General features: G+C 69.3%; 6 protein-coding genes. 3 read left to right on the top strand and 3 right to left on the bottom strand.

The features are described 5' to 3' along the window. The first annotated feature begins 59 nt into the window (after positions 1–59). The 3 genes from HUA74_RS20305 (at position 60) to HUA74_RS20295 (ending at position 8409) form a co-directional block, all read left to right on the top strand. Positions 60–3875 carry a glycosyltransferase gene (locus tag HUA74_RS20305; RefSeq protein WP_371817273.1) on the top strand — a complete coding sequence of 1272 codons (3816 nt, stop codon included), beginning with the start codon at positions 60–62 and terminating at the stop codon, positions 3873–3875. 224 nt (positions 3876–4099) lie between these two features. Then, the gene (locus tag HUA74_RS20300; RefSeq protein ID WP_174455828.1) at positions 4100–6121 is read left to right on the top strand and encodes a methyltransferase domain-containing protein; all 2022 of its coding nucleotides are present in this window, start codon (positions 4100–4102) and stop codon (positions 6119–6121) included. Continuing rightward, on the top strand, positions 6118–8409 hold the full coding sequence (locus tag HUA74_RS20295) for a glycosyltransferase (RefSeq protein ID WP_174455827.1): 2292 nt from the start codon (positions 6118–6120) through the stop codon (positions 8407–8409). The genes HUA74_RS20300 and HUA74_RS20295 overlap by 4 nt, the downstream gene beginning before the upstream one ends. A 54-nt stretch (positions 8410–8463) precedes the next feature. Here HUA74_RS20295 and HUA74_RS20290 read toward each other — a convergent pair whose 3' ends face one another. The 3 genes from HUA74_RS20290 to HUA74_RS20280 are packed head-to-tail and all read right to left on the bottom strand — an operon-like array spanning position 8464 to position 13233. Then, the gene (locus tag HUA74_RS20290; protein WP_174455826.1) at positions 8464–10656 is read right to left on the bottom strand and encodes a glycosyltransferase; all 2193 of its coding nucleotides are present in this window, start codon (positions 10654–10656) and stop codon (positions 8464–8466) included. Between the two features lie 20 nt (positions 10657–10676). Continuing rightward, positions 10677–11600 carry a hypothetical protein gene (locus HUA74_RS45710; RefSeq protein WP_254625143.1) on the bottom strand — a complete coding sequence of 308 codons (924 nt, stop codon included), beginning with the start codon at positions 11598–11600 and terminating at the stop codon, positions 10677–10679. Continuing rightward, a complete protein-coding gene (locus tag HUA74_RS20280) occupies positions 11590–13233 on the bottom strand; it encodes a glycosyltransferase (protein ID WP_371817272.1) in 1644 nt (547 codons plus the stop codon). The genes HUA74_RS45710 and HUA74_RS20280 overlap by 11 nt, the downstream gene beginning before the upstream one ends. Positions 13234–13280: the final 47 nt, after the last annotated feature.

Here is a 13280-nt window from a genome sequence, read left to right as displayed (position 1 = left end):
CGCGTCGCGAGGGGGCGTATCCGTAAGGCCGGCACGCGAACGAGAGAGAAGGTACGGCGGTGAAGACAGTGCTGGAGAAGCTCGCCGGTGACACGGGGGCGCCCGATGCGGCGCCGGGTGCGGGGGACCTGGCTCGGATGGTCGCGGTGGTGCGCGCGCTGCTGGACTCGCGCCGCCCCTGCCTGCCCGAGGCCTGCGAAGAAGTGACGGCGCTGGAGGGCGCGCTGCGGCTGCTCACCGAGCACCTCCATCGCGCGCGTCCAGAGGGCGCGCATGCGCTGTCGCCGCTCCAGGAGGCCGCGCGGTGGGCGGTGCCCCACGAGTTCGCGGTGCCGGAGTCGCACCGCGCCGCCCGCCTGGGCAAGGTGGTGACGGCCACCAAGCGTGCCTTCATCGAGGGACTGCAGCCCTTCCACGTCGAGTCGCTCCGCCCGCAAGCGGACTTCAACAAGGCCGTGGTGCGGGTGCTGGAGTACCTGACGGTGCACCGCGCCCTGGGGCTCGGCGAGGACCTGTCGGCGTGGGCGCGCGCGCAGCTCGAGCCCAAGGCCGACCCGACGCGCTGGAAGGTGCAGCGCTCACATCGGGCCGGCGCGCTAGGCTCTCTGGTGCAGGCCGCCAAGCGCTCCTATCTCTCCGCGGCGGGCTCCCTGTTGGAGGGGTTGCTGCGAGGCCAGGCGGAATGGAACGCGGCCATGGTGGAGGCCGTCGTCGCCGCATCCGGGCCCCGGGCTCCGGACGAGGCCACGGGCGCGAAGTGGGTGGCGGACCTGTGCGAGCGCAATGACCCGCTGCGGCCGGAGGCGATGTCCCGGCCGCTGCGCGCGGGAGCGCCCCTGTGGACCGAGCTGTTGCGTCGACAGACGCGCTTCAACGAGCAGGCGGTGCTGGCGCTGGCGGGGGTGTTGGGGACGCGCACGCCTCCTCCCCGGCCACCGGAACTCGGAGACTACGAGGGCTGGTGTGCTCGCCGGGAGCCGGCGGATATCGGCGCGGCGCGCGAGGCCCTCTCGTCACTGACGGCGCGGCCTCGGGTGTCGCTCATCACTCCCGTATCCGACACGCCCGAGTCCGTCTTCCGCGAGTGCGCGGACTCCGTGCGGGCGCAGGTGTATCCCGACTGGGAATGGGTGCTGGTGGATGACGCCAGCACGGCCCCTCATGTCGCGGCGATGTTGCGCGAGGCGGCGGCCCAGGACGCGCGCATCCAGGTCGTCTCGCTGGAGCGCGACGGGGGCTCGGCCCGGGCGACGAACGCGGGACTGGCCGTGGCGACGGGCGAGTGGGTGGGCTTCCTGGACCCCGACGCCACGTTGGCGCCGCACGCGTTGGCGGAGGTGGTGCTGGCCACCTCGGCGGAGCCCTCGCTCGGCGTCGTCTACAGCGACGAGGACCGACTGGACACGGAAGGGCGGCGCACCGCTCCCTTCTTCAAGCCGGACTGGTCTCCCGACCTGCTGCGCTCGGTGAACTACGTCCGCAACTTCCTTGTCGCGCGCAAGCGCCTGCTGGAGGCGGTGGGGGGCGTGCGCGATGGGTTCGACGACTCGTGGGACTTCGACCTGATGCTGCGGTTGAGCGAGGCCACGAGCGGTATCGGCCACGTGGCGAAGGTGCTCTACCACGGTCGCTCCCGGCCGCTGTCCTCCTCCGGCGAAGCGGCGGGGTTGGCCCAGGCGACGGACGCGGGCGAGCGGGCGCTGCGGGAGCACCTGGGGCGCCGCTCGGAGTCGGCCGAGGTGACGAGCCCCGCGCCCGCCCAGTACCGGGTGCGCTACCCGGTGAGGGGCACGCCGAAGGTCTCCATCATCGTCCCGTTCAAGGACCGGCCGGACCTGCTGGAGCTGCTGGTGCCGGGGCTGCTCTCGCGCACCACGTACCCCCACTTCGAGGTGCTGCTGGTCTCCAACAACAGCACGAAGCCGGAGACCTTCGCGTTGCTGGAGCGGCTCACGGACCCCCGGCTGGTGAAGCTGACGTGGGACTTCCCCTTCAACTACCCCGCCATCAACAACTGGGCGGCGAAACAGGCCACCGGCGAACTGCTCCTCTTCCTCAACAACGACATGGAGGTGGTGGACCCCGGCTGGCTGGAGGAGCTGGTGTCGCAGGCCCAGCGACCGGAGGTGGGAGCGGTGGGGTGCAAGCTGCTCTTCCCCGAGGGGACTGTGCAGCACGCGGGGGCGGTGGTGGGCATCACCGGCATGGCGGGGCATCCCTTCTGGCGCCTGCCGGACGGCCCCATCTCCACGCCCTTCGGCCACACCGACTGGACGCGCAACTGGCTGTCCGTCACCAGCGCCTGCGTCATCTTCCGGCGAGACGTCTTCGAGGGACTGGGGGGCTTCGACGAGCGCTTCCAGGTGTGCGGCAGCGACGTGGACATCGGCCTGCGGCTGAACCAGCGTGGGCTCCGGGTGGTGTACACGCCGCACGCGCGGCTCATCCACCACGAGTCCGCCAGTCGTCGCGCGGATGCCGTCCCGGAGTCCGACTACTGGCGCTCCTATGTCTCCTATCGCCCCTGGCTGGGCGAGAAGGGCGACCCCTTCTACAACCCCAACCTCTCGTTGCTCGGCACCGACTGCACGCTGCGTCAGCACGCGGAGATGGGTGAAACGCTGGCCCTGCGCACGCTGACCCATGACGTGCCCAGCGCCCAGGACGCGGCGATGGAGGCGCGGGCCCTCGCGCAGCGCCACCTCGTGGAGCACCTGGGGGAGCTGGACTTCACGCCGGAGCAGGCGGAGGAGTCGCGTGCGACGGCCCCGGCGGCGCTGGCCGCACTGCGCTCACGCGGCAAGGTGCGCACGGCGTCCTGGTTCATCCCCGCCTTCGGCCACGTCTACGCGGGCATCCACACGTTGTTCCGCTTCGCGGAACTGATGCACCGACGCCACGGTGTGCGCAGCGACTTCATCGTGTACGACAAGCCCGGGGCCAGCCCCGGTGACTTCGAGGCGCGCGCGGCCACCGTGTTCCCGGAGGCGGCGGGCGCCTTCCGCGTCCTCTCTGGCGCGGCGGACCTGGACCAGCTCCCCGCGTGCGATATGGCCATCGCGACCTACTGGACGTCCGTTTACCAGGTGCTGCGTCACCCACGCGCGGGTGTGCGCACGTACTTCGTCCAGGACTACGAGCCCATGTTCTTCGCGGCGGGCACCCAGTCCGCGCTGGCGGAGCAGACGTACCAGCTGGGCTTCCAGGGCATCTTCAACACCCCGGGCCTGCGCGACACGGTGCGGGCGCTGCACGGCATGGACGGCTTCGCCTTCGAGCCCGCGGTGGATGGCGCGCTCTTTCATGACCGGCGCCCCGCGCGTCGGGGGCCCGTGCGTGTCTTCTTCTACGGACGTCCGGGCAACGAGCGAAACGGCTTCGAGCTGGGGCTCGCGGCGCTGACACGACTCAAGCGCGAGCTGGGCCCGGCGGTTGATATTGTTACAGCTGGAGCTGAGTGGCACCCGGAGTCGTATGGCGTTCGTGGCCTGGTGACAAGTCTGGGCGTGCTCCCCGCGGAGCGTACGGCGGCGCTCTACCGAGAGTGTGACGTGGGGCTGTGCTTCATGTTCACCCGGCACCCGTCCTACCTGCCGCTGGAGATGATGGCGTGCGGGATGACGGTGGTGACGAACGACAACCGCGCCAACCACTGGCTGCTGGAGGACGGGAGCAACTGCCTGCTGGCCGCTCCGACGCCGGGCTCGGTGCTGGCGCGCCTGCGGACGGCGGTGATGGACGGGGACCTGCGCGTCCGGCTTGGGAGCCGCGCCGCCGAGCGCGTACGGCGCACGACGTGGGAGCAGCAGGTGGACCGGATGATGGAGCATCTGCTGGGGCTGGAAGTCGGCCCGGCCCGCTCGGCCGCCGAGTGAAAGAGGTCACTCTGGGCCCGCCTGGCTGGTGAGAGGCCGGGCGGATAGCCGAGAATGAAGAAAACTCCAATGCGTCCAGGGTCCTCCCCGGTCGCTTTTACCCTTCACTTTCAGCGCGTCTCTTGCCTGACTGCCGCCAGGCATGGGAATGGTTGCGCTGCTGCGGGAACTCCGCTGGCAACCCTCCTTCGGTTCATGCAGGCGGCGTAACTCCACATCGGCACATGTACAAAGACATCAAGAGCGAGGGCCCGAATGGGGACGTGGCCCAGATGCGCGACAGTCTCCATTTCTGGAAGACGACCAACGGCCACTCCTATCGGGAACTGGTGAGGGTCCGCGAAGGGCAGGGGCACCTCGCGTACGGTCAGCAGGAACGTGTGCTGACCGCGCTCATCCGCTCCGAACAGCGCCGGCTGGACCGCGCACTGTCCGTGTTGGAGTTTGGCTGTGGCTTCGGCCGGCACGCGACCTCCCTCTCCCAGCTCTCCCAGGTGCGCTACCACGGGTACGACATCTCGGAGTCCATGACGGAGCCGCTGCGTCTGGAGCCGCCCGCCTCGCTGCGCCCCGTCGAGGAGCGCATCTTCTGCGGGGACGACCCGCTCATCGCTGTGGGGGGACGGCGGTTCGACCTCGTCTTCTCCGTCTCCACGCTCGTGCACAACCCGAGCGAGCGCATCCCCGCGCTGCTGGAGACCATGGGGCAGATGGTGCTGCCCGGCGGCATGCTGGTGCTGGTGGAGAACCCGCTGATGCCCACCAGCGTGTGGGACCCCTCGTGTCATCCGGGCTCCTGGCACCACGCCTTCGCGGACCTGCTCCCGGAAGGGTGGGATTTGCACCACGGGCCGGGTCTCGTGGACCACCAGGACGTCTATGTCCTCAAGCGCCAGCCGGGCCATGGCCGGCGCTACTTCCAGCTCGTGGGCCCCGAGGCCCCGCGCGATGAGTCCCAGCCGCTGACGTTGGAAGCGCTGCACGCGCGCGCCATGCCCCGGTTGCTGGAGTGGGCGGGCAGGGCCAGCAAGTCCCTGTCGACGCCCGCCGCGAACAGCGAGGCGCGGGTGGCGGAGCTGACCGAGCGCCTGGCGGTGGAGTCCGAGCGCTTCGAGCGCCGCCAGCGGCTTCAGGCGCTGTCGGATGACCTGGCCCGCCTGCGAGCCTCACGTGCGCCGTTTCCGGACGCACCGGCCCCGCACGTGCCGGCGACCGCGTCGGTCCCCGGCTTCATCCTCAACGCCGCGCTGGACACCCGCTGGTCCGCCGACCTGCCCCAGTTCGGGAAGCTGATGCATGTCTTTCATCAGGACTGGCACGGCATCCGCGCCGCCGCCGGATACCTGCCGGGACAGAAGCTGGCCATCGCAGCCGAGCGCGTGCTGGACGAGCGAGAGCTGCGAGCCGCCATCGAAATCGTCGCGCGCAGCGGTTGCCGCCAGATCATCGTCCACGGCTTCTCCTCCAACGCCCGTGACTTCGTCGTGTTGCTGCGCCGCGCGCTCGGCTCATCTGTGCGAATCCTCGCGCTGTGGCATGGCTCGTCGGCGCAGTTCCATTACTCGTTCGAGCTGGATTGCTTCGCGCAGCTCATCGAACTGCGGCGGCGGGGCGTCATCAACGGGCTGGCGACGGTCAAGCCGGGCATGCACCTGCTGGCACCGGAGGTCTTCCCGAAGACCGTGCTCAACCTGCCTCCCAGGCTTGCGGAGTCCGACCGCGTTTCGCCGGAGCGCGCCCTCACGCATGCGGCGCTCATCCCCACGCCCAACGACTGGCGGAAGAACTTCTTCACCAACCTCTTCGCCTGTCAGGCGTCCTCCCGAATCAAGGACATCTACGTCACGGCGAGCTACCGGCTGCCGGACGTCATGAAGAGCACCCGGCGCATCCACCACGTCGCGCGCCCCAGCCGCACCGAGCTGTTCGAGTTGGTGCGCCGCTGCGACATCGTCCTCAATGCCTCGCTGTCGGAGTGCCAGCCCATGACGGGGCTGGAGGCCCTCGCGCTGCGTGTTCCGTGCGTGTATGGGTCGCTCAGCCTGGGCGCGCTGGATTCGCACCCCTATCAGCGGCTCGCGCAGATCCCCGGTGTGGACTCCGTGGAGGTCGTCACCGCGGCCATCGAGCAGATGGTGGCGCTGCGCGAGCGCTCGCCCGTGGAACTCACCCAGATGATGGTGGACTACGAGCGGGTCCTCACGAACGAGGCGGTCAAGGTCCTCGAGGAGTTCATTCAATCATGAGCCCGCGGCGTGTCTGCCTCGTCACTGACGAGCTGTATCCCTTCACCGCGGGCGGCATTGGCCGCGTCACCCACAACCTCGTCGAGGACTCGCTCCGACGTGAGCTGGATGTGGAACTGCACCTGCTGTTCCCGTCGTACACGACGGTGAAGCCGCGTGAGGTGGAGAGCTACTTCCAGGACAAGGTGAAGGCCCATGTCGCCGCGGCGCGCCACGAGTGGGACGCGAGCTTCGACGAGGGAGGTGTCTACCCACCGCCCGGAGCATTCACCGATACCGTTTGCCATGCCCAGTCGATGGAGCTGCTGCTCCACCTGCGCCGACTGGAGGCCGAAGGGGTTCGCTTCGACGCGGTCGAGTTCCCGGACTACCGAGGCTGGGGCTTCTGCGCCAGCCAGGAGAAGCTGCTTGGCTGTGGCCTGGAGGGCACCCAGGTGGTGGTGCGGTTGCACTCGACGGGCGGGATGCTGGTGCCCTTCGAGCGCCAGTTGCTGAACTGGGAGCACATGGGGCAGTACGAGCTCGAGCGCAAGGCGTTGCTGGATGCCGACCTCGTCGTTGCCCACATCCCGGGTGTCGCCGAGCTCAACCACGCGTACTACGGCTTCCCTCTGCCATGGCTGGACAAGGTCGTGCGGGAGTTTCCGCCCGTGGCTCCGAAGGGGGACGGGGTGCCGCCACGCGGGGAGGGCGAGCCGGACCTGCTCTTTGTCACCAAGATCCAGAACTTCAAGCGGACCGACTTGTTCGTGCGGGGAGTCGCCGCGTTCATGCGCCGCTTCCCCGAGTACGGAGGGAAGGCCGTCCTGGCCTGTCATACCTCCAGCTCAACGTACCTCTCCTACATCCAGGCGCTGATTCCGGAGGACCTGCGCGCGCGCTTCCTGTTCACCGGGCCGGGCAAGGACCGTGACGCGCTGATGCGCAACGGCATCGTCGTCATTCCGTCCGACTATGAGTCGCTCAACCTCACGGCCTACGAGGCCTCTGGCGCGGGCGCCAGGCTGGTCCTCAACAGCGCATGTGTCGCGTTCGCACCGGGGAGTCCCTTCATCGACGGCGTGAACTGCCACACGTTCGACGGCTCGGTGGAAGGGCTCGTGGATGCCATCGAGCGGGCGTGGCGCTCTCCGGTCCTGCTCCCGGTGGAGTGGGCGGCGGAGCCTCCGTATTGGGGGACGCTCAGGCCGAAGCCCGTATTGGCCCGGCGCCCCGTGGATGCCGACCTTCCTCGTGTCAGCGTCCTCATCACCAACCACAACCTGGGACGTTTCCTCCCGGAGACGTTGGCGAGCATCGCGGACAGCAACTACCCGGAGATTGAAGTCATCATCGTGGATGACGCCTCGACGGGCGCGTTCGACCACGAAGTGCTCGGCCGCATCGAGGAGGCCGCCCACTCCGGCTCCAGCGGCGTGAAGCTCATCCGCAATCCCGTCAACAGGGGCCTGCCGGCCTCTCGCAACATCGGTCTGCGCGCGGCGACGGGGGACTACATCCTCCCGTTGGATGCGGACGACTGCATCAGCCCCACCTTCATCCACCTGGCGGTGGAGGCGCTGGAGCGCCACCGGGAGTTCGACGTGGTGGTGCCGTCCACGGGCTACTTCGACTCCGACGACGGGCGGGCGCAGCGGCGCTTCATCGACTACGCCCTCTTCATTGGTGACTGTCCGTCGCTGGGCATGGTGGCCAATCGGCTGTCCTGTGCCACGTCGCTCATGCGCCGCTCGCTGTTCGAGACCATTCGCTACAACGAGCAGATGACGAGCTACGAGGACTGGGACCTCTACCTGCGCCTGGCGCATGCGGGGCACCGCTTCCTCGTCACCAACGCCATCCACTTCCATTACAGGCGGCGCAAGGGGTCGATGATCTCCGGCGTCAATCCACGCCGGCATCAGGAGCTGCTCTTCCAGCTCCACCAGAACCTCGCGCGTCCGCTTCCCGCGGGAGTCCAACTGGCGGCCTTCCTGCTCCTGGCCTCGCCCCCCAACGCGGCCCGCGCGGCGCCCGCGGAGCCCTCTTCCTTGGTGGAGAGTGGGGAGGTGCCGCTGCGCTATGGCGTGGTGGACACCCTCAACGCCACGCTGAAGCGCCTGCCGATGATGCACCGGCTCCTCAAGCTCGCGGCCAGTGGCCTGACGCCGGAAGGCGCGGAGGCACGCCCCACGCGCTACGCGCTGGTGGACCTTCTCAATCGGACGATCAAGGCGATGCCGGTGGTCCACCCCACGATGAAGCACGTGATGAAGACCACCAGCAAGCTGGGCATGGGGCGACGCTGAGCCACCCGTCCTGGTGCCTGCCTCGTGAGTCGGGCACCACGGCGGGCCACGGGCTCAGCGGTCGGGTCGTGACTTGCCGCTGAGTCGGTCCGCGAGCTGGTGACGCAGGGGCCGTGAGTCGCCCTCCGCACCCACCACCCATGAGACGGCGCCGCGCAGCGTGTGGTGGACGAAGTCCATGCGCTTGAGCGTGCCGTTGAGCCGGTCGACGACCCGGGTGAGCAAGGGCCGGGGAATGGCCGCCGCGGCCTGGGCGAGGAGCCGGGCCTCTTGCTTGCGAGCCTCGCCTCGGAGGATGCGAAGCGCGCGCTCGGGATGAAGCGCGAGCCCCGGATGCTTCTGGTTCAGGTGGGCCAGCAGCCCGTCTCGCTCGGAGACGAGCGAGGTCCGCGTCATCGAGTCCATCCGCACGCGGTAGGAGAACAGGCTCTCGGGGATGACGGAGCCTTCGAGCCCACGCTCCGCGAGCGAGCAGAAGACGTCCCAGTCCTCGAACCCGGTGAACCACTCGTCGTAGCCGCCGACTTCCTCGATGCGTCGGCGCTCCATCAGCGCGGTACACGTGGAGGCCACGTTGGCCACCCAGAGCGCGTCGCGCTCCATGCCCCACGGCACCCAGCCGCCCGTTACGCGGGTGGCGTCGTCGACGAAGTAGTTCACCAGGGACGTGGCGTAGCCCAGCCCTGGCGTGCCCTCCATCACCGCGACGGTCTTCTCCAGGAACGTCGGGGCGATGAGGTCGTCTGGGTCCAGCGGGAGGATGTAGTGCCCTCGGGCGTGCTTCAGCCCGGTGTTGCGTGCAGCGCTCAGCCCGCCATTGCGCTGGCGGACGATGCGCAGGTCCGGGGCCTGGACCCGCTCGAGCAGTTCGATGCTCTCCGCTTCGGTGGAGCCGTCGTCCACGAGGACAATCTCGTAGTCGGTGAAGGTCTGCGCGCGAATGGAGCGCAGTGTCTCCGGCAGGTAGTGCCCCATGTTGAAGTAGGGCACCAGCACCGACACGAGCGGGGTGTCCGACCTCGGCGTGCGACGCTTGGGAAGCACGCGGTGGCGCACGTCCGCCACGGACTCCACGGCGGCTTCCACCTGCTTCACGATGCTCGCGGGGGCGCAGTAATTGGCGACACGGGCAGGGGCCTCGCGGCGCACCGTCTCGCGCAGGGCGGGGAGGGTCAGCGCCTTCTCCAGCGTGGCCGCCAGGTGGGCCACATCCCCCGTGCGGAAGAGCAGTCCACTGCGCTCGTCCTCGATGAGCTCCGCCATGCCTCCCGCGTTGCTGCCCACGACGAGCGCGCCGGCGGACATGGCCTCCAGGCAGCGGTGGGGGAAGTTCTCCCACAGCGAGGGGAAGCAACACACGGAGGCGTCAGCGAGGGCGACGGCAAGCCCGGGAGTGGAGCGCGCGAGTTCGAACTGGATGCGCTCGTGCCACGCGGGAGCAATCCGGCGCTCCAGCGAGGCGCGCATGGAACGCCCGGCCGGCCCCGTCGGAGTGTCCTCTCCGATGAGGAGGAGCGTCGCGTTGACGCCTCGCTCGAAGAGCGCCTGCATCGCGTCGACGAGGAGATGGACGCCCTTCCGGTGCTCCAGCGGGCCGAAGTACAGAACCTGTGGTCGGCCTTTCTCCGCGTGTGCGGAGCGCGTCGAGGCGTCGTGAGGGAAGGGATGGGGAACGACGACGCCTCGGGTCTCCAGCTTCAGCCGCGAACGCACCTTGTCAAGCAGGGCGTGCGTGGGAGACAGGACCAGGTCCGCCTCGCGGACGGAGGTGTCCTCCATGTACTCCCACCGGGCTAGGTCCAGATCCAACGGGGAGATGCCGTTGAGAGCCCGAAGCTCGCGGGTGGGCGTGTGCAGGCGCACGGCGAGCACGGCGGAGGCGAAGTGTCCCAGCGTGCGCCGGGCCCTCAGCGCGAAGTAGCCCTCGAAGTCACGCTCGGGGAACTCGATGAAGTCGAAGGCGTGGCGTGCATGCAGCTCGCGCAGGGATGAATAGACATCCATGGCGTGGCGCATCGGAGCGAAGGGGAAGGCGCCCGCGAAGGCCGAGTCCATCTCCGAGCGAACGGCGTGCACGTGGACGCCGGGCAACAGCGTGTCGGCGCGTTCGAGGCCCGCATGAGGCGCGGTGAGGACGTGCACCTCATGGCCCGCCTCGACGAACGCGCGGCTCATCAGCGACGCATACGTGCCGATATCGCCCCCGAGAAAGGGAGAGAGTTCTCTAGAGACCAGGCAGATGCGCACGAAGACCTCGAGGGGAAAGGCTAGCGCCGACCAGAGCGGCGACGAGAGGGGCCACCCGACGGACGAGGGGGGCGCTCGGGAGACTCGTTGTTGGCGCCTTGTCGTCGCGGGGCCCGTGACGATGAGTCTGTGCTGTCCGTCTCCCGTGAGGCGCGAGGAGGGGATGCGGCCTCGCCATACGTCGTCGGCGAGGACGACCTGGTCTCTGCGCTCACCGTCTCCCGCGAGGCGTGCGGAGGGGATGCGGCCTCGCCGTCCGTCTTAGGCGGAGACGACTTTGTTGCTGCGCTCGCCGCCTCCCGTGAGGCGCGAGGAGGGGATGCGGCCTTGCCGTCCGCCTTCGGCGACGACGACCTTGTCTCTGCGCTCCCCGTCTCCCGCGAGGCGTGCGGAGGAGATGCGGCCTCGCCGTCCGTCGTCGGTGCGGACGGCTGCTGCTCCGTGCGCTCCGTGGTCGACGGCTCGGGAGTCACCCCGCCAGCGGCCTCATGGGAGGCGCGGCTCCGAGCCGAATCCTCGATGCGCGCGAGTCGACGCTCCACGTCTTGCCGCCAGGTGGCCTGCGTGCGCGCGTGCTCGCGCTGGACGTCATGGATGGTCGCGAGCGCATCGAGGATGGACTCGTTGAACTCCACCTGCTTGCGGAGCGCCTCGTTGATGAATGGCTGGAAGACGAGCCGGAAGGCTTTCTTCGCGAGCACGAGCGCCGGGCCCGACAAGCCACCCCGGTGTGACGTCACCGGACCGGCATAGCGGCTGTCCATCTTCCCGCGTGCCTCCTGGAGCAGCGCGGGCCAGGGCGTGGGAGTGGCGGGACGCGCGGATGCCTCCAGCGTCTGGCGCAGTGACTCGCGCGCTTCGGCGGAGGGCTCCGGCAGCTTCTGGGTCTCCTTCGCCACGGCTTCGGACGAGGGGATACGGGTCAACAGGTCCTCAGCGCGCACGCGCATCACCTCGAACGGAGTTGAATCCTTCCAACAGCGTCATGACTGTCTCCTCGGGGCGCGACGGCTCCATCATCACCAGCCCGTCACCCAGGTGGCGGCGCGCGAGCTCCACCACCGTCGACGGATGCTCGGCCGTATACGTCCCCAGGGCCCTCGCTCCCACGTGAGGCATGAGCGCCTGGGCCGAGAGAGAATCCACCCCCAGCAAGATGACCGCCTCCGAAGACACGCGCACCGCGGTCTCCAGCGACGACGAGCCGGGCAACGCTCCAGGCCCTCGTCCCACGGGCTGGTCCGGCGTGAAGTACCGCACGGACACGCCCTCCACCTGCTCGGGAGCGACCTCCAGCGAGGCCTCGGCACCACGAGGTCGGAGCGCGAGGACTCTCGCCCCGGGCAGCCTCTCCGCCAGGTGACGCGCCACGCGCGACGCCACGTCGTCGGGTCGCACGGTGTACCCAGGGCACACCAGCTCCACGGTTGTCGACTCGCGAGCCGCCACGGAGGAGGGCGCCTCCGTCACGCTCGACGTCAGCATCGCGTCGAAGGCCGCACGCACCTGCTCGGCCACGCGCGCTTGCGAGAGGACCTGGAGCCGTGCTCGCTGTGCTTCGAGCACCTGCGCTCGCAGCCCGGGGCTCCGGTCCAGCACCGCGAGCAGCTCCGCCACCTCCGCCGGGTCATCCGACAGCGTCGCGAGCCCCGCTCCCCCCAGGGTCTCCGGGACAGCCGCCGCGCCATAGGCGACGACGGGCACGTTCCGGTACATCGCCTCCAGCAAGGGCACTCCGAAGCCCTCGTGCCGGCTCATGGAGAGATACGCCGACGCGGTGGCGAAACACGCGGAGAGCTGCGCCGCGCTCACCCGGCCCAGGAAGAGGACACGCTCCGCGCCGAGCACTTCCTTGAGCCCGTGCAGGTACGCGCCATAGGCGCCATCCCGATGCAGATACCCAGCGACGACGAGCCGGCTGCGCGGCTGGTACAGCCGCTGGTACGCGGTGAAGACGCGCAGCACGTCATCCACCTTCTTGCTGGGCACCGCCCGCCCGACGAAGAGGACGTTGGCGAAACCGTCGCTCAGCTCCGCGAGCAGCGCGGGGTCCGGCTCCGCGTCGAACGCACTCCAGTCGATGGCGAATGGCAGCGTCGACACCGACGCGTAACCCGCCGCCACCAGCTCCTCGGCGCTGAAGTGCGAGTAGGCGAACGCCCGCTCGATATGGGGGCGCAGTTCGAGCAGCTCGTCCCGGGCCGCGTCACATGCGGCGGCCACCTTGCGCTCGAACCCCTCGAACAGCCGGGCAGGCGTCACGTTGTGGTACACGAGCACCTTGCGACCAGGCGCTCGGACGATGAGCGGCACGAGCCGCGACTGGAAGCTGTGATGCACCAGCAGCACGGAGTCCGGGCGGGCGTGCTTCGCGTACTCGCGGACGTGCCGGACCTGGTCCTTGCAGGCGTCATCCCAGTCCTCGGCGTAGATTTCCGAGGCGAAGCCCCAGCTGCGCAAGAGGCCCTGGAGGTAACGCACCTGGTTGCCCACCGCGTCTCCCCACGCGAGTCGTGGCAGGAGCTGATGGACTTCCCGGGGACCCGACGTGGGGGAGCTGCGTCTGGATGCGTTCACGCCCGGCTCCCTTAGCGCCGCGAGGGGGAGCACACAAGCCCGAGGCC

Origin of the sequence: Myxococcus sp. CA051A (genome assembly GCF_013336705.1) — a bacterium.
Classification (GTDB): domain Bacteria; phylum Myxococcota; class Myxococcia; order Myxococcales; family Myxococcaceae; genus Myxococcus; species Myxococcus llanfairpwllgwyngyllgogerychwyrndrobwllllantysiliogogogochensis.
This window is presented reverse-complemented; position numbering and strand designations above follow the sequence as displayed.